Annotated in this window: 13 protein-coding genes, 1 tRNA gene and 2 pseudogenes; 9 read left to right on the top strand and 7 right to left on the bottom strand. The window is 68.1% G+C overall.

Features of this window, described 5'->3' with window-relative positions:
• Positions 1 to 20 precede the first annotated feature (20 nt).
• On the top strand, positions 21 to 656 hold the full coding sequence (locus Q8K49_RS00800; RefSeq protein WP_305303525.1) for a helix-turn-helix transcriptional regulator: 636 nt from the start codon (positions 21 to 23) through the stop codon (positions 654 to 656).
• A gap of 126 nt (positions 657 to 782) precedes the next feature.
• Here the strand turns inward: Q8K49_RS00800 and Q8K49_RS00805 are convergent, their stop codons facing one another.
• The 3 genes from Q8K49_RS00805 to Q8K49_RS00815 all read right to left on the bottom strand — a co-directional run bounded on the left by Q8K49_RS00805 (position 783) and on the right by Q8K49_RS00815 (position 4,214).
• Complete coding sequence (locus Q8K49_RS00805; RefSeq protein ID WP_305303526.1) at positions 783 to 1,256, bottom strand: SH3 domain-containing protein; 474 nt, start codon at positions 1,254 to 1,256, stop codon at positions 783 to 785.
• A 124-nt stretch (positions 1,257 to 1,380) separates the two neighbouring features.
• Positions 1,381 to 3,054: a lysine--tRNA ligase gene (locus Q8K49_RS00810; protein ID WP_305303527.1), complete on the bottom strand. Its 1,674-nt coding sequence runs from the start codon at positions 3,052 to 3,054 to the stop codon at positions 1,381 to 1,383.
• Positions 3,055 to 3,119: 65 nt separating this feature from the next.
• Positions 3,120 to 4,214: a sensor histidine kinase gene (locus tag Q8K49_RS00815; RefSeq protein ID WP_305303528.1), complete on the bottom strand. Its 1,095-nt coding sequence runs from the start codon at positions 4,212 to 4,214 to the stop codon at positions 3,120 to 3,122.
• Between the two features lie 154 nt (positions 4,215 to 4,368).
• On the opposite strand from Q8K49_RS00815, the pseudogene Q8K49_RS14790 reads away from it, so the two are divergent.
• The 3 genes and pseudogenes from Q8K49_RS14790 to tgt form a co-directional block, all read left to right on the top strand.
• A pseudogene (locus Q8K49_RS14790) lies at positions 4,369 to 4,800 on the top strand (S-adenosylmethionine:tRNA ribosyltransferase-isomerase); the annotation flags it as partial.
• Positions 4,801 to 4,932: 132 nt separating this feature from the next.
• Positions 4,933 to 5,646 (top strand): annotated as a pseudogene (gene queA / locus Q8K49_RS14795) (tRNA preQ1(34) S-adenosylmethionine ribosyltransferase-isomerase QueA); the annotation flags it as partial.
• 184 nt (positions 5,647 to 5,830) lie between these two features.
• Positions 5,831 to 6,952 (top strand): tRNA guanosine(34) transglycosylase Tgt, encoded by a 1,122-nt coding sequence (gene tgt / locus Q8K49_RS00825; protein WP_370867710.1) that lies wholly within the window; start codon positions 5,831 to 5,833, stop codon positions 6,950 to 6,952.
• Here the strand turns inward: tgt and Q8K49_RS00830 are convergent.
• Both Q8K49_RS00830 and Q8K49_RS00835 read right to left on the bottom strand, forming a co-directional pair.
• Positions 6,949 to 7,494 carry a hypothetical protein gene (locus Q8K49_RS00830; protein ID WP_305303530.1) on the bottom strand — a complete coding sequence of 182 codons (546 nt, stop codon included), beginning with the start codon at positions 7,492 to 7,494 and terminating at the stop codon, positions 6,949 to 6,951. The two genes, tgt and Q8K49_RS00830, sit on opposite strands and share 4 nt — an antisense overlap.
• Before the next feature lie 58 nt (positions 7,495 to 7,552).
• Positions 7,553 to 7,629: transfer RNA gene (locus Q8K49_RS00835), tRNA-Lys, on the bottom strand.
• Between the two features lie 109 nt (positions 7,630 to 7,738).
• Here Q8K49_RS00835 and Q8K49_RS00840 point away from each other — a divergent pair.
• Positions 7,739 to 8,821 carry a CaiB/BaiF CoA-transferase family protein gene (locus Q8K49_RS00840; protein WP_305303531.1) on the top strand — a complete coding sequence of 361 codons (1,083 nt, stop codon included), beginning with the start codon at positions 7,739 to 7,741 and terminating at the stop codon, positions 8,819 to 8,821.
• 3 nt (positions 8,822 to 8,824) lie between these two features.
• On the opposite strand, the gene Q8K49_RS00845 is transcribed toward Q8K49_RS00840, so the two are convergent.
• Positions 8,825 to 10,558 (bottom strand): ATP-binding protein, encoded by a 1,734-nt coding sequence (locus Q8K49_RS00845; RefSeq protein WP_305303532.1) that lies wholly within the window; start codon positions 10,556 to 10,558, stop codon positions 8,825 to 8,827.
• Positions 10,559 to 10,697: 139 nt separating this feature from the next.
• On the opposite strand from Q8K49_RS00845, the gene Q8K49_RS00850 reads away from it, so the two are divergent.
• The 3 genes from Q8K49_RS00850 to Q8K49_RS00860 all read left to right on the top strand — a co-directional run bounded on the left by Q8K49_RS00850 (position 10,698) and on the right by Q8K49_RS00860 (position 17,044).
• Positions 10,698 to 10,955, top strand: coding sequence for a hypothetical protein (locus Q8K49_RS00850; RefSeq protein ID WP_305303533.1), 258 nt, complete (start codon positions 10,698 to 10,700; stop codon positions 10,953 to 10,955).
• A 75-nt stretch (positions 10,956 to 11,030) separates the two neighbouring features.
• Positions 11,031 to 12,821, top strand: a complete 1,791-nt coding sequence (locus tag Q8K49_RS00855; protein ID WP_305303534.1) for an autotransporter assembly complex family protein — start codon at positions 11,031 to 11,033, stop codon at positions 12,819 to 12,821.
• The gene (locus tag Q8K49_RS00860; RefSeq protein ID WP_305303535.1) at positions 12,818 to 17,044 is read left to right on the top strand and encodes a translocation/assembly module TamB domain-containing protein; all 4,227 of its coding nucleotides are present in this window, start codon (positions 12,818 to 12,820) and stop codon (positions 17,042 to 17,044) included. Before Q8K49_RS00855 ends, Q8K49_RS00860 begins: the two co-directional genes overlap by 4 nt.
• A gap of 7 nt (positions 17,045 to 17,051) precedes the next feature.
• Here the strand turns inward: Q8K49_RS00860 and Q8K49_RS00865 are convergent, their stop codons facing one another.
• Positions 17,052 to 17,579: a hypothetical protein gene (locus tag Q8K49_RS00865; protein WP_305303536.1), complete on the bottom strand. Its 528-nt coding sequence runs from the start codon at positions 17,577 to 17,579 to the stop codon at positions 17,052 to 17,054.
• 107 nt (positions 17,580 to 17,686) lie between these two features.
• On the opposite strand from Q8K49_RS00865, the gene Q8K49_RS00870 reads away from it, so the two are divergent.
• Complete coding sequence (locus Q8K49_RS00870) at positions 17,687 to 18,937, top strand: hydrolase (protein ID WP_305303537.1); 1,251 nt, start codon at positions 17,687 to 17,689, stop codon at positions 18,935 to 18,937.
• Positions 18,938 to 18,939 lie beyond the last annotated feature (2 nt).

Genomic DNA, 18,939 nt, shown 5'->3' on the forward strand with positions numbered 1-18,939 from the left:
GTCCGGTCTGCGGTGAACACATGCCCCTCTCTCACGCCCAACTCTGGAAGGCGATCGACGGCCTGGCCCGTCATGAGGGGCTCAGTGTCTCGGCCCTGGCCAGGCGGGCCGGACTGGACGCCACCAGTTTCAATCCGTCCAAACGGTTCGGACCGGGCGAGCCCGCGCGCCCGCGCTGGCCCTCCACCGAAAGCCTGACGCGGATCCTCACGGCGACAGGGCTGTCGCTGGGCGACTTCGCGGCCTTGGCCCACGACGCCATCGAACGGCCGTCGACCGTACCCATGCTGGGCATGGCCCAGGCGGGGCAGGACGGCTTTTTCGATGATGCGGGCCTGCCGGTCGGCGACGGCTGGGAGCAGACCGACCTGCCCCGCCCAAAGGACAGCCTGCTGAGCCTGCGCATCGTCGGGGACTCGATGGCTCCCCTGTATCGCGAGGGCGACCGGGTGATCGTTGACCGCGACGCGACGGAGGCGCGCAAGGGCGACCGGGTGGTCGTGCGCACCACGGGCGGAGAAACCCTGGCCAAGGAGGTGGCGGCGCTGACGGCAAAAGTCGTCACGCTCGCTTCGGTCAATCCCGCCTATGAGCCGCGCACCCTGGGTCGCAAGGAGATCGTGTGGATGGGCAGGATCCTCTGGGTGAGCCAGTGATTTGGGCCGCGGTCAAAAGGCTCCGCCTTTTCGACCCGACACGGCCAAGCGCTTCGCGCGGCGTCCAAAAAGGAAAAGACCGCCCCCTTTCGGAAGCGGCCTCTTCATTGCGCGGCTGGACGCGCCTTAGTTGGTGGTGACGTAGCGGGCGTTGACCCAACCGCCACCGGCGATCTGAACCCATTCGCCCTGCGAACCAACGGCGCTGAACGACTGGCCGGCGCGCAAGGTACCGGCCTGGCGATAGTTGGTGCCGGGGCCCGAGCGGATGCGCAGGTTGGACGTGGCGCGATAGGCCCCGCCCGAAGTGGCGCTGGTGGCGCGGGCGCGTTGCTGGTTGCAGCCGATGTAGGAACCGGCGGCAGCGCCGGCGCCCGCGCCGACCACGGCGCCGAGGGTGCGTTCATTGTCCGACACCTGGCTGCCGGCCAGGGCGCCGAGCACGCCGCCGATCATGGCGCCCGCGCGTTGGCGGCCGCCGGGAGCGTCGCAGTTGGTGACGCCGTTGGCCTGCTGGGCCATCGAGGCGGTCGGGACCGCTGTGACCAGCGCCGCCAGGGCGGCGGCGGTGATCAGGGTGGATTTCAAAATCTTCGACATGGCTCTCTCCATTCATCGAGGTTGGTCGATGGCAGGGAGAATGCGCGACCACGGATGAAGGCTCCCGGAGCGCCGCCGTTATATTGGGTTCATGTACGTTAGCGCACAGGCCGAAGCCTTATTGTCACGCTTCGGCCAGCCGTCCGTACGCCCCCGCCTCGATCAACTGGATCGTCTGCGGCAGGCCATAGATGGCCGCGAACGAGCCGAAGCGTGGGCCTTGGGACGCGCCCAGCAGAACTTCGTACAGCGCCCCGAACCATCCACGCAGGGGTTCAAAGGCATGCGCCTTGCCCACCGCATAGACCTCGGTCTGGATCCGTTCGCCGTCGGTCGTATCGGCCGGCAGGGCCTTTAACCGCGCCGCGAGGTCCAGCAGCGCCGCCTTCTCCCTGTCATGGGGCGCCCGGTACGACTTTGTCGGCTTCACGAAGTCCTCGTAGTAGTTCAGCGCATGGCCCATCAGCCGGTCGAGCATCGGCTCGGTCTCCGGCGTCGCCTCGGGCAGATACTTCGCGAAATAGGCCCACAGCTGGTTCTTGTCCGACGCGTTGGCCACGGCGACGAGGTTCAGCAGCAGGGCGAACGACACCGGCGAAGTGTGCGTCGGCGGCGACCCGGCGTGGATCGACCAGACGGCGTTGTCGATCCGCTTGGCCGGCTCCTGCGTCTTGTAGGCCTCGATGGCCGCCAGCCAGTCGTCGATGGCCCGCGGGATGACGTTGAAATGCAGGCTCTTGGCCGATTTCGGCGACTGGAACATGTACCAGCTCAAGGACTCCGGCGTGCCGTAGCGCAGCCATTCGTCCATGGTCAGGCCATTGCCCTTCGATTTGGAGATTTTGCGGCCCTCGACGTCGAGGAAGAGCTCGAAATTGAATCCCTCGGGCGGCACACCGCCCAGGGCGCGACAGATCTTGCCACTCTCGCGCACGCTCTCGATCAGATCCTTGCCCGCCATCTCGTAGTCGACGTCCAGCGCCGTCCAGCGCATGGCCCAGTCGGGCTTCCACTGCAGCTTTACATGGCCGCCGGTGACCGGAACCATCGTCGTCCCCGCCGTCGGGTCGTCGAACGTGATGGTCCCCGCCTCGATGTCGCGCTCCAGGGTCGGGACCTGCAGCACATGGCCGGTGGCGGGGCTGACCGGCAGGAAGGGTGAATAGGTGGCGCGCCGCTCCTCGCCCAGCGTCGGCAGCATGATCGCCTGCACTGCGTCGAACCGCGCCAGCAGGGTCAGCAGCGTCGCGTCGAACCGGCCCGACTTGTACTGTTCCGTCGAGGACAGAAATTCGTAGTCGAAGCCGAAGCCGTCGAGGAAGGCGCGCAGGCGGGCGTTGTTGTGCGCCCCGAAGCTGTCGTGCGTCCCGAAGGGGTCGCGCACCACGGTCAGCGGCTTGTGCAGGTCCTCGGCCAGCATCTCGGGGTGGGGAATGCCCTCGGGGACCTTGCGGAGCCCGTCCATGTCGTCGCTGAACGCAATCAGCCGCGTCGGCCAGTGATCGCCGGTCAGGGCGCGGAAGGCGTTGCGCACCATGGTCGTGCGCGCCACCTCGCCGAAGGTGCCCATATGCGGCAGGCCGGACGGACCGTAGCCGGTCTCGAAGATGACGGGCCGTTGCAAGGCCGCGAAGGTGGCCAGCGCCTCGTCCGCCTTGCCGGCGTCGATCAGCAGCTTCGCCGCGTTGCGCTCGGCGTCCGACAGCCGCTTCTTCAGCACATGGGCCAGAAGATTGCGGGCCTGTTCGAACGGCCAGGATTTGGCCTCGCGCGCGAGGGTTTCGAGGTTCTGCAGCATGAGGCGCGGTTTGCAGGGTCAGGGGCGTGGGGTCAACGTCCCGCTTCGTATCGCCGCAAGCGGCGTCAGGGTCGTGGGAAGGTCAGCTTGAACCGGGCCCCGTTGCCACTGTCCTTCTGCTTACAGGCAAGCGTGCCGCCCAGTTGCGCCGTGAGGCTGACGACGACCTTCATCCCGAGGCCTGAGCTGGTGCGCGGATCGAACCCTTCCGGCAGGGGTGGCCCGTCGTTCGCTACGCAGAGGTCGTACACCCCATTGACGAGGCGGTACTCGACGTCGATCTCACCCTTGCCGTATTTGGCCGCGTTTGTGATCAGCTCGTTGGCGATCAGACCGAGCGACTGCACCGCCGCCGAGGGCAACGGGGCCTCCGCCCCCTCGACACGGATCGGGCGGTCCAGGGCATCCGACAGATCGGCGCAGAGCCGCCGCAGGAAGGCGAAGGCCTCAATATCCTGACCCGGTTCAGCGTAGAAATTCCGATGAACCTGAGCCACCGCCGCGACGCGGTTGGCGGCGATCTGCAACTGCGCCGAGGCGTCCATCAGGCCGGGCGCACGGCTTTGCATGGCCAGCAGAGAGGAGACGAACTGCAGGCTGTTGGCCACGCGATGGTCGATCTCGCGTGACATCAGATCGGCGTGCGAAACCGCCTGCCGCGACGCCCGCCTGAGCTCCAACTGATCCATGACGACCGAGGCGAGGTCGGTCAGGTCGGCCATGGCCGCCTCATCGAGATCTCGAGGCTGGAAGTCGAGGACGCACAGGGTCCCCAGATTAAAGCCCTCATGGGTGGTCAGTGGTGCGGCGGCGTAGAAGCGCAATCCGAAATCCCCCGCGACGAGCGGATTGGCAAGCGAGCGGGGATCCAGCGAGGCATCGGTCAACGCATAGGACGCGTTGGACATGATTGCGGACGAACAGAGACCGGGCAGGCGTTCGATCTCGGTGACGTCAAGGCCGTGGTGCGACTTGAACCAGATGCGGTCGTGATCGACGATGCTGATGATGGCGATCGGCGTCCTGAACCTGCGGGCCGCAATGGCGGCGATGCGATCGAACGACCCATCCGGTGGCGTATCGAGGATGTCATAGCGCTTGACCGCCGCGAGGCGCAGCGCCTCGCGGCGTTCGTCGATGACATCAATCGAGGCGGACATTCAACGATCTCATATCGGCGAGGAGAGATTACTAATGCCACCAGGTCAAAATCGGCAACAGCAAGCGCCACGACAGCGTCCGATAAACGGGGCCGGATGGAGCCGGTTCCGGCGGCTTGACCGCCGGAACGCCTCATGCGCTTAACGCCGCCTCATGCGAACCGCCGATTTCGACTTCGACCTGCCGGACGACCACATCGCGCTGCGCCCCGCCGAGCCGAGGGATTCCGCGCGCCTCATGGTGGTGCGGGACGGCGAACTTGAGGACCGGATCATCCGTGACCTGCCGGACTTCCTGCGGCCCGGCGACGCCCTGGTGTTCAACGACACGCGGGTGATCCCCGCGCGACTGTCGGGTGTGCGTGAGCGGGTCGGGCCGGATGACGAGAGCCTGACCGTGGCGGTCGAGGCCACCCTGCATCACCGCGACGCGCCCGACGTCTGGTCGGCCTTCATGAAGCCGGGCAAGCGGATCAAGGCCGGGGATCGTATTCGCTTCACTGCTCCCCTTCCCCTCGAGGGGGTGGAGGAAGGTTCGCCGGAGGCGAACCGACGACGGGCCGGGGGATGGGGTGGAGGCCGTGAGTCGCAGAAACTGGCGCGGAGGGCGCCGTCCGGCGACGGGCTGAGCCCATCGCCTCACCATCCACAGCCTGCCTTCACCCCCACCCCAACCCCTCCCCCCTCGAGGGGGAGGGGCTCTATGTGCTCGCTTGGCCAGCTCGACGCCACCGTGGTCGACAAGGGTGTGGATGGGCTGGTGACGCTGCGCTTCGATCTCGCCGGGCCGATGCTGGACGAGGCGATCCGCGACGTCGGGGTCATGCCCCTGCCCCCCTATATCGCCGCCAAACGGGCCGAAGACGACCGCGACCGCTCGGACTACCAGACCATGTTCGCCCATTGGGACGGATCGGTCGCCGCCCCGACGGCGGGACTGCATTTCACCCCGGCCCTGATGGGGGCGATCCGGGCCAGGGGCGTCTCGACCCATGCCGTGACCCTGCACGTCGGGGCCGGCACCTTCCTGCCGGTCAAGGCCGACGACACAGCCGATCACAAGATGCACTGCGAGTGGGGCGAGGTCTCCACCGATACCGCCGCCGCCCTGAACGCCGCACGCGCCGCCGGGGGACGGATCGTCTGCGTCGGCACCACTTCGCTGCGGCTGCTGGAGAGCGCCACGATGCCCGAGGGCGAGATTCGCCCCTTCCACGGCGACACAGCCATCTTCATCACCCCCGGCTACCGCTTCCGCGCCGCTGATGTGCTGATGACCAATTTCCACCTGCCGAAATCGACCCTGTTCATGCTGGTCAGCGCGTTCGCCGGGCTGGAGGTCATGAAGGCGGCCTATGCCCATGCGGTGGCAGAGGGGTATCGGTTCTATTCCTATGGGGATGGGTCATTGCTGTTCCGGAGCCTGACATGAGCCCGCCGACGTCTTCCTTCCCCCCTTGCGGGGGAAGGTGGCGCGCGGAGCGTGACGGATGGGGGGTGACACACCGGTCCGGCCCCGTTTTCGCGACTTCATTTTCTCATAGGCTAAGCCAGCCCCCCTATCCGACCGGCTGCGCCGGCCACCTTCCCCCGCGAGGGGGGAAGGAGATCGTGTAGTGCCCTTCCCCTTCGACATTACCGCCACCGAAGGCCGCGCCCGCACCGGGGTGCTCAAGACCGCGCGCGGCGACATCCACACCCCCGCCTTCATGCCGGTGGGAACGGCCGCCACGGTCAAGGCCATGACGGTCGATCAGGTCAAGGCCACCGGCGCCGACATCATCCTGGGCAACACCTACCACCTGATGCTCCGCCCCGGTCCCGAGCGGATGGAGCGGCTGGGCGGGCTGCACAAATTCATGGGCTGGACCAAACCCATCCTGACGGACAGCGGCGGATTCCAGGTCATGTCGCTGGCGGGCATTTCGAAAGTGAAGGAGGACGCCGTCACCTTCGCCAGCCATATCGACGGCTCGAAACACGTCCTCAGCCCCGAACGCTCGATCGAGATCCAGGCTGACCGGATCGGCGCCGACATCTCCATGCAGCTGGACCAATGCGTCAGCTGGCCGGCAGAGGAGCCCGCCGCCCGCGCCGCCATGGAGCTGTCGGCTCGCTGGGGCGCCCGTTCGAAGGCCGCGTTCGGCATGCGTGAGACCCAGGCCCTGTTCGGCATCCAGCAGGGTTCAACCTTCGAGAACCTGCGCCGCGAATCGTCCGACCGGTTGCGGGAGATCGGCTTCGACGGCTACGCCATCGGCGGCCTGGCCGTCGGCGAGGGGCATCAGGCCATGTGCGAGGTGCTGGACTACGCTCCCGACATGCTGCCCGCCGACCGCCCCCGCTATCTGATGGGCGTCGGCAAGCCGGTCGATCTTGTCGAGGCGGTGGCGCGCGGCGTCGATATGTTCGACTGCGTCCTGCCGACCCGCGCGGGCCGCCACGGCCAGGCCTGGACCTGGGCGGGTCCGATCAATCTCAAGAACGCCCGTTTCGCCGAGGATCAGGACCCGCTGGAGCCCGACGTCCCCTGCCCGGCCTCGCGGGACTACTCAAAAGCTTATTTGCATCACCTCGTGCGGGCCGATGAAATCCTCGGCAAGGTGCTGCTGAGCTGGCACAACATCGCCTTCTTCCAGACCCTGACGGCGGCGATGCGCGACGCCATCGTGCACGGCCGCTTCGAGGCCTTCCGCCGCGACTTCCACGCCCGGCATACGTCGAACAACAAGAGCTAACGCTGGCTGCGGCCCCGCGGCCGGAACCAGCCAGGGGCGGCCGGCGGGGCGCAGTTGCGCTGCATCCCCGTCCCTTTCAGGAAAGCCCGGCGCATGCGGCCGGATTGGATGGCCGACTGAACATGGCGACTGTGCTGTTCCGCCCCCGACAACTGGCGAATCCAGCTGCGGCCGGGGATGAAGTCGGTCGTGGCGTCCCGGATCGCATCCAGCGCCGCCGCCGAGGCCGCGTCCGCCGCCCGCTCGCTCAGGAAGGAGCCGTCCTGAGCCGGCGGCTCGTCGGTATCGGGACCCAAAGCCTCGTTCAACCGGGCGATCTCGGCCCCGATGGTGGCGCACTGGTTCAGGTTGCGCAGGTCGTAGGGATTGGCTTCGGCCTGCAACAGGACTGTGGGGATGTACTGGCGGCGCAGGTTGAAGTCGTCCAAAGGCGCCGTGGCGGCCGCGCCAAGCCCGGCGCCGAACTGCTGCACCCCGCCCGCTACGGCGCCACATGCCGACAGGGGAATACAGAGAGCGAGGATCAGACCGGTGGCGCGCATTCCTCCTTCAATCACGGAGTGACGCGGTTCGGAAGCGCCGCCGCGATTGACGAAGGGATGGTACGCCCTCTCGGGCTCGAACCGAGGACCCTCTGATTAAAAGTCAGATGCTCTAACCAACTGAGCTAAGGGCGCATACCACGCCGGTCGCGTTCGCGGCCCGGCGACGCGCCTTCTGTTGCAAACCGTCGTCCGGGTCAAGGGCTGGCTCGACGCGCGGCGAGCCTGACGGTAGGCAGGAGGCATGAAACCCCTGTCGGGCCTGCGCATCCTCGAGTTCGATGGTCTGGGACCCGTCACGTTCGCGGGAATGGTGTTGGCCGACCTGGGCGCGGATGTCCTGCGCCTGAGCCGCAGCGCCGATGCAGGGACGCCGGTGTTCAGCGAGGTCGGCGGCGCGGTGCTGCATCGCGGACGCGCCGCGGTCGGGGTCAATCTCAAGGACTCCGGCGACCTTGTGGAAGTGCTGGAGCTGATCAGCGCGGCGGACGCCCTGATCGAAGGCTTTCGGCCCGGCGTCATGGAGCGGCTGGGCCTCGGGCCGCACGTCTGCGCCGCGCGCAATGCAAGGCTGGTGTATGGCCGGGTCACCGGCTGGGGTCAGACCGGCCCGATGGCGCAGCAGGTCGGCCACGACATCAACTACATCGCCCTCAGTGGTGCACTCCACGCCTTGGGAGAGCCTGACCGTCCGCCGCGGGCGCCGCTGAACCTCGTCGGCGACTATGGCGGCGGCGCGATGATGCTGGTCACGGGCGTCCTTGCCGCCCTGCTGGAAGCGAAGGCCACGGGGAAGGGCCGGGTGGTGGACGCCGCCATGACTGACGGGTCGGCCCTGCTGATGAGCCTGTTTCAGGCCTTGGGCGCACGCGGTCTGTGGAGCGAGGCGCGCGGGGCCAATCTGCTGGACGGAGGGGCGCCCTTCTATCGCTGCTACGGCTGCAAGGATGGGCGGTTCGTCGCCGTGGGCGCTCTGGAGCCGCAATTCTACGCCGCCCTGATCGCCGGGCTGGGGCTGGCGCCGGAAACAGCACCGCAGTTCGACCTGCCGGGCTGGCCCTCGCTGCATACGCGTCTGGAGGCGATATTCGCCGCCCGCGACCGGGATGAATGGGCGGCCCACTTTGAAGGCACGGACGCCTGCGTCACACCCGTCCTGACAATGGCCGAGGCGTCCCGGCATCCGCACAATCTGGCGCGAAGGACCTTCGTCGATCCGGGCGTTGTCCAGGCCGCGCCGGCGCCGCGATTCGACGGAACGCCCGCCGAGCCCGCGGCGGAACCGGCGGCGATGTCGCTGGCCGAGGCCTCGGCCCGCTGGCGCTGAGGGTCAGGCGACCGCCACTTCTGCCGTTTTCCGTTTGGCGGCGCAGGCCTGGGCCAGGGTCGAAGCCAGCAAAACGGGGTCGATCGGCTTGGTCAGGAAGGCGTGAACCCCGACCGCGTCCCAGGCGGCGCGGTGCACATCGAGCGCATTGGCGGTCAGGGCGACAACGGGCGTGGCTCCGTTCACATCACCTGCGCGGATCCGGCGCGTGGCCTCGAGCCCGTCCATCACCGGCATCTGCATGTCCATCAGGATGGCGTCGAACCGCTGACCGGACGCCGCCTCCAGCGCCTCGGCGCCGTTCGCGACCAGGGTCAGGCGGCAGCCGTGCGGCTCCAGCAGCAGTTGCAGGATGCGGCGGTTCACCTCGTGATCGTCGGCGGCGAGGATGGAGCGGCCCGCCAGGGACCCGCTTGTTTCCACCGGACGGACCGGCTGGACCGCCTCGCCTTCGATCGCCGTCATCGGCAGGCTGAGCGTAAAAACCGAACCTTCCCCGTCGGTGCTCTCGGCGGTCAGCGAGCCGCCCATCAACTCAGCGAGCTTGCGGCTGATCGACAGGCCCAGGCCGGTGCCGCCATAGCGCCGGGTGGTGCCGACGTCCGCCTGTTCGAAACTGTTGAAAATCTGTCCCAGCCGATCCGCGGGAATGCCGCAGCCGGTGTCGGTGACCGCCATGTTCAACCGACCGCTCGCCCAGCTGGCCGCGATCAGGATCTCGCCGTCGTGGGTGAATTTTACCGCATTGGACAGAAGGTTGAACAGGATCTGCTGCACCCGCAGCGGGTCGGTTCGCACCGCAGATGGCACATCCGGCGCGATCCGCACCTTCAGCCGGACGCCGTTGGCCAAAGCGCGCGGCTCCCACAGACGAACGACAGTCGACAGCCGGTCGCGCACGATCATGTCGGCGCTTTCCAGCTCCATCTTGCCGGCCTCGATCTTGGAAAAGTCGAGCACGTCGTTGAGCAGGCCCATGAGGACATCGCCAGCGTCGATCAGCATCGACACATGCTCCCGTTGCTGTCCATCCAGACGGGTGCGGCGCAAAAGATTGGCGGCCGAGATCACCGCATTCATCGGCGTGCGAATCTCGTGGCTCACCACGGCGAGGAAGTCCGACTTTGCCGCGCTGGCCACCTCGGCCTTGCGGCGCGCGCTTTGCTCGGCGTCGCGGGCGGTCTGCAGGGCGCCGGTCGTCGAATTACTCTGCCGCACCGCGACAACCAGGTGGCTCATATACAGCAGACAGGCGATGGCAATCAGCAGCGCGTGCCAATTCTGCGTCGCGACGGCGCTGAACAACGGCAGGCCAAAGAAATAGGTCGCATGGGGTGTCACCGCCGAGATCAGGAGCGGCCGCGCATGGTGCATATGCAGGCTGACGTGCAACAGGCCGCCGGCGCACTGGACCATGGCGAACACCTGCCCGACTTCGCCGCCCTTGAACCACATGAAGGCGCTGATCGCCGCATAGACGGTGACGCTGAGCACGGTGGTGGCGCAGCACAGCACCAGATATGGCCGGTCCGGCTCCCAATCGGGCTCGCGTCGGAACCGCCTGAAGACCGCCCAGTCCAGGGCCTGGGTGACCAGAACGGCTGCGAACCAGATCAGGGGCCAGACCGAGTGCACGACGAGCAAGGCCGTGCAGCCGATAAAGGCCGCCAGTGCGATCCGTGTCTTGAGCTCCCGGTATCGCACCTGCGACACCATGGCGTAGGCCGTGACAGTCATCAGCGCCCCTCCGAATTCTCGCTTACGGCAAATTCTGAAAGGATTGGTTGCCGGGCGTGGTGACCACGCGGGCGTTCGGGGTTATGGAACAGGCGAGCCGGCCAAGCGTTGGAAGGCCGTTCCGGGGGAGACGCTGCTGATGAAACGCCTGATTGCCATTCTGGCCCTTTCGACCGCTTTTGGCGTCGCCGCCTGTGACGATCCCAACGCCGATGATCGGGAGGTCGCCGAGGCGCCGATGGAAGCGCCGCTCGCGCTTCCCGCCGAAGACGCTGGCGCGCCGGTCGCGGCCCCCAGCGCCGTCGATTCGCCGCCCGCTGATTCGAGCACCCTTCCCTCCGAAAAGCGATCGTCCGAGGAATCGGTCAAACCCGAAAGCGAAACCCTCTTTTATTGATCCCGGTCGCCGCCTCATCGGCGCCATTGTGGGATGCGCCGGCGTCGATGTCCGCGCCCTGACCAAGGTTCCAGTTTGACGCCAAGGCCCGCCCTGATTCTTATCGGCACGGCGGGCGTCCTGTTGCTGGCCTCCCCCGCAGCGGCGGACCCGCGCGCACAAATTCGCGGCGAGATGGACGCAGGCTTGCGGGCCCAACTGGTCCGCGCGGTGGGCGAGGTCGATGACGCCCCCTCCAGCCGGTTCGAGGCCCGGCGCCGTGCGCGAGGCGCGCTGGAAGCGGCCGAGGCGCTGTTACGGTCCGAGGGCTACTATCAGCCCGTGCTTGAGGATGTCGTCGAGGGCGAAGAGACGCCGATAGCCATCGTCAACGTCACTCCCGGCCGGCGATTTGAACTGGCCGAGGTACAGGTGCTCTGGGCTGGCCCGTCGCCTGACGAGGTGACCGGGACGGCTGTCCGCGCCGAAATCGGCCTGACCCCGGGACAGCCCGGCCGCGCGGGCGACATCATCGCCGCCGAGGGGCGGATCGTCGCTGGCCTGACGCGCCGCGGCTATGCCGATGCGGCGGCCCAGCCGCGCCGGGTCGTGGTCGACCACTCTACTTTTTCCGTCCAGCCCGGCTTCCACATCGCCTCCGGGCCGCTGGTGCGGCTGGACGGCGTTCGGCTGGAAACACGCGGCGCGACCAATCCGGACTGGGTGGCCGGCCTGGCGCCCTGGTCAGAGGGCGAAGTCTATGACCCGGAGGACGTCGCCGAACTGGAGCGCCGGCTGCTCGAAACCGGCGTCTATGACGGTGTAGGTGTGGCCTTGGCGCCGACCGACCAGACCAACACCGATGGGAACCGTCCGATCATCGTCACCCTGACCGACCGCCCCCGTCGCATCCTGGAAGCCGGGGCGACCTTCTCGACCGCCGAGGGATCGGGGGTGGACCTGATCTGGACCTGGCACAACCGGTTCGGCCGCGCTGATACGCTGGTCTGGCAGGCTCGCGCCGCCGACGTCGACAGCCGGCTGGGCGCGTCCCTGAGCCTGCCGCACTGGCGCCGCCCCGGCGAGACCCTGAGGCTGTCTGGCGCGCTGCTCAACGAGGATACAGCCGCCTATCGCCGCACCGCCGTGGCCCTGGCCGCCGACCTGCAGCAGCGGATCGGAAAGACCTCCTATGTGAGCTACGGCGTCGGGCTGGACGCCGGGCAGTATGATGAGAACCGCTTCGATCCGGTGACACAGCTGCCGGTCAATTTCGACCGCGACCTCGTCATCCTGACCGGGCGAGGCAGCGCCTATCTGGATCGCTCGAACGATCCCCTTGATCCCACGACCGGATGGCGGCTCACCGCTTCTGCCCAGCCCACTGCCGTGGCGGGCGAGGATACGGTGCTGTTCCTGCGCACCGAGGCCCAGGCGACCGCCTATCTGCCGCTGCAGGACGGGGCGAAGACGGTCCTGGCAGGGCGGGTTCGGATCGGCTCGATCATCGGTGCAGAGGAACTGACCGTGCCGTCCGACCGCCTGTTCTATTCGGGCGGCGGCGGTTCGGTGCGCGGGTTTGAGTATCAGGGCGTGGGGCCGCGCCTGCCGGACAACACGCCGCGGGGGGGCCTGAGCCTGTTTGAGACCTCCATCGAAATCCGGCGCGACGTCTGGCGCAATTTCCAGGCGGTGGCGTTCGTTGACGCAGGCGCCATCGGCTTCCAGGAGACGCCGGACCTGGACAACCTGCGCTACGGAGCCGGGGTCGGCGTGCGCTACAAGCTGCCGTTCGGTCCGATCCGCGCCGACATCGCCTTCCCGCTGGACCGTCGGGACGGCGATGCCGACTTCCAGATCTATGTCAGCATCGGACAGGCGTTTTGACCGACGCCGCCCCTCCCCCCGACGACGCACCGGACACGCCTGCCGAGACGGCGAAGAAGAAGCGCACACGGATGCAGGCCCTGGCCTTCTTCGGTGGCCTGGCCGCGGCGGTTCTCGCGGCGCTGATGCTCGTCGTCGCGGTCGGTGGGCGGATGTATCTGCTGTCGGACTCGGGTCGGGGGCTGGTGACCAGTTTTGTTGCGGGCAAGAAACTCGGCCGCTATGGCCGGATCAATGTCGAGGGCGTGCGCGGCGATCTGTTCGACGACTTCACCATCGACCGAGTCACCGTCACCGACGCCAAAGGGGTTTGGCTGGAGGCGCGCAAGGTCCGCGTCGACTGGGACTGGTGGCCGCTGATCACCCGCCGATTCCACGCTACCGAGGTCAAGGCCGAAGTCATCCGCCTGATCCGTCGGCCGGACGTCGAGGCCTCGACCGAACCGCCGGGGCCGCAACCCCTGTCCGTCGATATCGACCGTTTCACCGCCGAGGTGGAGCTGTTGGAGAGCTTCAGCAAGGAATATGGTCGCTGGAAGCTGTCAGGCGAGGCGAATGCGCCGCGCAAGGGCTCGAAGACGGCCGTGCTCAATGCCGTCAGCAACAGCCGGCCGGGCGACTATCTGCGTCTCAATGCGACGGTCGGGCACGGCCTCGCAGATCTGCGGTTGAACCTGAGGGCCAATGAGGCGCGTGGCGGACCGCTGGCGGGCGCCCTTGGCTATTCCCCGGACCAGCCCTTCTTCGCCACAGCCGTGGTCAATGGCGAGGTCATCGACGCGGTCGTACGCACCGGCGACTTTGTGCCGCTGGTGATCAAGGGTCGCTATGGCGAGGCCCGGACCCGGATTTCAGGCTTCGCGGACTTCTCCGGCTCAGACCTGCTGGCGCCCTTCGCCGAGCGGATCGGCCGTACCGTGCGGTTCGGCTTCGCGACCTCGAGCGACAGCGATGACGACGGCCGGATCGGCGTCGCCTGGCGTCTGATCGCCCAGAACCTTGAGTCGCGCGCCAGCGGCGAGATCAGGCTTAGCGACCAGAGCAGTCCCGACGGGATCACGCTCGACATCTCGACCCGTTCCCTGACCCGCCTCGCCGGACAGGCCGCGGGAGGGGCAGCGGCCTACCGGGGTCTGTTCCGCGGCACCGCCGCGCAGTGGCGGCTGGATGGCTCAGTGGACCTGATCGGCCCCGAGGTCGCAAGCTATCGGGCGCAACGCCTGCGGGGTCCGCTGAACATTCAGGTGCGGCAAGGCCGGATGGACGTCGACGGCGACATCCGCGTCGCCGGAGGCTCAAGCGCGGGCATTGTCGGCGGGCTTCTGGGTCCGACACCGCGCCTGTCGTTCGAGGCGGTGCGTCAGGCGGACGGAGCCATCCTGCTGGAGCGGGTCAATCTGACCGGCCGGGCCCTGACCTTGGCAGGTTCAGGCGGTCGCAACCTCTTCGGCGCTCTGGGTTTCCGGGGAAACGCCGAGATCACCGACGTCTCGCAGTTGCGCAAGGGCGCCCGCGGCCGGTTCGGAGGACCGATTTCGGCCTCGACGGCGCGTTCCGGCGCTCCGTGGCGGCTGACCTTCGATGGACGGGGGCGGGGTGTGACCGTCGGCATGGACGAGTTGGACCGGTTGCTTGGCCCGACGCCCCGGCTGCAACTCACCGGGGCGCTGGACGATGGTCGAATCGCCGTCGAGCGGGCGCAGTTGACCGGCGCCCAGGGTTCAGCGGCCGCCCGGGGCCTGATCGAGAGCGACGGACGGTTGCGTCTGGCGCTGAACTGGGACGCCCGGGGGCCGTTCGGCGTCGGCCCCGTGGCCATAGACGGCGCCATGACGGGGCGGGGCGCACTGACCGGCACACTGGCCGAGCCGCGCGCCGACCTGACCGCAGCATTCGGCAAGGTCAGCGCCGGGGCTCTGGCCCTGACCAATGCTGAAATGATCCTCAGCTTCCGGCGCGGCGCCGACGCCTCCGATGGACACATCGAACTGAGGGCGGGATCGAACTACGGACCGGCGCGGGCCAGTGGAAACTTCTTCCTCGGCGGCGATCGTCTGCGCCTGACCGAGGTGGACCTGAACGCGGGCGGGGTCACGGCCCAGGGGGCGATTGCCCTGTCGAGCAATGTCCCGTCCAGCGCCGACCTGACGTTCACCGCCCGCCCCGGCGCTTTTCTGGCCTCCGGCACGGCCGACGGGCGCATCCGCCTGACCGAAGGCGCCGGCGCCGAGACGGCGATCCTCGATGTCACGGGGCGCAATGTGCGGTTCGTTGGGTCGACCTGGGTCATCCGCACTCTCGACCTGAACGGTCGGGGCACGCTGGAGCGCCTGCCCTTCACCCTCAAAGCTGACGTGGGCGGGGCCACACCTGTGTCGTTCGATGGAACGGGCGTCTATTCACGCACTGGCCCATCCCAGACCGTCGTCCTTGAGGGCGGCGGCCGGGTGCGCGAGATTGCCTTCACCACTCGCAATCCCGCCGTCATCGCCCTGTCCGGCGACGGCCGCGTGGTCCGGGTTGATCTCGGCATCGGCGGCGGGGTGCTGCTGGGCGAGCTGCGCCAGGATTCCCGCGCCGCCATCATCGAGGCCAATCTGACCAGCGTCGACCTGGGCTCGCTTATCCAGGACATGCGCGGGCGGGTGACCGGCCGGCTTTCGCTGCGTGGGGCCGGCGACGACCTGTCGGGTTCGGCCAATATCACCCTCAACGACATCCGCAGCATCGACGCGCCGCGCGGGATCGCCGTCGACGGGACGCTGAACGCCGTGCTGGTGAACCATACCCTGCGCATCCAGGCCAACGCCGCAGACGGCGACGCGGTCCGGGCCGTGGCCGACATCACCCTGCCGGTCGAGGCCTCGGCGGCCCCGCTTCGGCTGGCGATCGTGCGGAACCGCGAGATGTCGGGCGAGATCTCGATCCAGGGCCAGATCCAGCCGATCTGGGATCTGTTGGCCGGCGGCGAACGCTCGCTGTCGGGCCAGGTCGCCGCCCGCGCCACCTTGGCCGGCTCCATTGCCAAGCCGCGCATCAACGGTCGGCTGGATCTGCAACAGGGCCGTTTCCGCGACAGCGCCACCGGCGTCCGCCTCGAGAACATCACCCTCGCCAGCCGCTTTGACGACACCACCGGCCTGGTCGAGACCTTCAGCGCGATCGACGGCACGGGCGGCTCCGTCTCGGGCAACGGCCGGATCGGCCTGACACAGGGTTCCGGCTCCAGCTTACAGCTACAGCTCACCCGGTTCCGGATCATCGACAACGATATCGCGGAGGCCAAGGCGTCCGGTCCCCTGACGGTGACCCGTGGCGAGGACGGCAATATCACCCTGATCGGCCAGATGGATATCGACGAGGCGCGCATCCAGGCCAATCCGCCCGGATCGACCGGGATCGTCCGGATGGATGTGATCGAGATCAATCGGCCCGGCGGCGATGTCCCCGAGGAGGACCAGAACCGCCAGCGCGGCCTGCAGTTCGGCCTCAATATCGGCCTGAGCTCGCCCGGCGGCGATGTCCGGGTGATCGGGCGCGGGCTGAATGTCGAGATGAACGTCAACGCCCGGGTGACCGGCACCATCGCCCGGCCGACGCTGAGCGGCACGGCGCGGGTGGTGCGCGGCGACTATGATTTCGCCGGCAAGCGGTTCGTATTCGACGAACGCGGCACGGTGACCCTGTCAACCCATCCCGAGCAGATCCGGCTGAACCTGACGGCGACGCGTGACGATCCGGCGCTGACCGCCACCATCCGCGTCACCGGCACGGCGGCCCGGCCCGAGATCGCCCTGACCTCCACCCCGGCCCTGCCGCAGGACGAGATCCTGTCCCAGGTGCTGTTCGGGCGATCCGCCTCGCAGCTGTCCGGCTTCGAGGCGGCCCAGCTAGCCGCGGGCGTTGCGGCGCTGGCCGGCGGCGGCGGCTTCGATGTGATCGGGAATCTGAGGGAACTGGCCGGACTTGACCGGCTGTCGTTTGGCGGCGAGGCCTCGGGCCTGACCGTCGCGGGCGGTCGCTACATCACCGACGACGTCTATCTGGAGATCATCGGCGGCGGCGAGAACGGCGCGGCGGTCAATGTCGAATGGCAGGTCCGCCGCAACCTGACGATCAGTTCGAAATTTGGCGGACAGGGTGAAGCCAGCCTGTCGATCCGCTGGCGCCGTCAGTCGCGACAGCCGGGCGCCGGTCGCGAGGACCGACGCCCGAACCGGTGACGGGTCCCTACTGGGCGGCCGCCATACGCAGCTTGTCGAGCGCACGCGCGCCGCGAATACCGGCGATGTGCATGACCAGTTGGATAACCAGAATCACGAAGCCGACATAGACCTGCCAGGTCGGAGCAGCGGCCGTTTCAGGCATGCCCGCCTGCCCGGCCATCATCATCCCGAACAGGCCGGACACCAGGCCGAAGGCCACCAGAATCGCGAAGATGATCGGGATCACGACATTCGGCTTGCTCCATTGGACAAGGCCGAGCACCAGCTGGATGGCGGAGATGCCGATCGCGCTCCACAGGGCGATCTGCATGGCCATCTCGCCCATGCCGGCCATTTCCGGCGTATCCGCCGACGCTTGAGCCATCGCCGCCTCGATCTCGGCGGAGCCGCCGGTCATCAGCAGTGCGACGCCGATCGCGCCCCAGACCACGCCGAGGAAGATCGCGATGGCGCTGGCCCGCGCGGCGCCGATCGCCTCGGCCTCCGTATTGATCGGCGCCGTCGGATTCGACGCCTTGATCCAGTCAGTCATTGAATAGCCCTCCCTTGAAGATGGCGGGAGCCTAGCCCGCTCGCGCGCGGAGCGAAACCCATGCCTCACCTTCACCTTTCCCGCCCGGACCGCTAGGGTTCACGCGCATGCGGATTCTGCCCCCCGACCAGATCGTGCTCGACCATGTCGCGGCGCGCGAGACCGCCATCGTCGGCCGCGCCGTCGACTGGGCCAATGTCAGTTCGGGCAGCCGAAACGCGAGCGGGCTGGCGCATGTTCTGGCGCTGCTTGAAGCGGAAGCGCGGCGCCTGCCGGCCGAGGTCGAGCGCATCCCGACGCGGACATCCACGACCATAGCTGACGACGGCGCGGTGCGGACCGAGGCCCATGCCGACGCACTGAGAATCACTACCCGTCCCGACGCGCCGATCCAGGTCGTGCTGACCGGCCACTATGACACTGTGTTCCCGGCGGAGAGCCCGTTCCAGACCGTCTCCACCCGCGCCGACGGGGCCCTCAACGGCCCCGGGATCGCCGACATGAAGGGCGGGATCAGCGTTATGCTGGCCGCGCTGGAGGCGTTCGAGACTCATCCCGACCGCGGCAGTGTCGGCTGGACCGTGCTGCTGTCTCCGGATGAGGAGATCGGCTCGCCCGCCTCCGCCCCCCTGCTGGCCGAACTGGGCGCGCGCGGTCATGTCGGCATGACCTATGAGCCCGCATTGGCGGACGGCACCCTGGCCGGAGCGCGCAAGGGCAGCGGGAACTACCATCTGATCGTCACGGGCAAGGCCGCCCACGCCGGACGCGCCTTCCACGAGGGCGCCAACGCCGTGGCCGGCGCAGCCATCATCGCCGCCCGCCTGCACGGCCTGAACGGCCAGCGCGACGGCGTGACGGTCAATGTGGCGAAGATCAGCGGCGGCGGCGCCCTGAACGTCGTGGCCGACAGCGCCGTGGTCCGCTTCAACGTTCGCGTCCCGGACGCCCAGTCGTCGGCCTGGATCGCAGAGACGGTGCGCGGCATCGCGGCCGAACCCCCCTTCCCCGGCCTGACGCTGGACCTCCACGGCGGCATGACCCGCGCGCCCAAGCCGATGGACGCCTCCCAGACCGCCCTGTTCGAGGCCGTGCGCGAGACCGGCGCCCTGCTGGGCCAGCCGATCGCATGGAAGCCGTCGGGCGGGGTCTGCGAGGGCAACAACCTGCACGCCGCCGGCCTGCCCAATATCGACACCCTCGGCGTGCTGGGCGGCGACATCCATTCGGATCAGGAGTTCGCCTGGCCCGCCAGCTTCGTCGAACGCGCCCAGCTCAGCGCCCTGATTCTGTGCAAGATCGCCTCGGGCGAGATCGATGCGCTGAAACTCAAAGCCCTGCGTCTGGAGACGATGTAACC

Source organism: Brevundimonas sp., from assembly GCF_030682035.1.
GTDB lineage: Bacteria > Pseudomonadota > Alphaproteobacteria > Caulobacterales > Caulobacteraceae > Brevundimonas.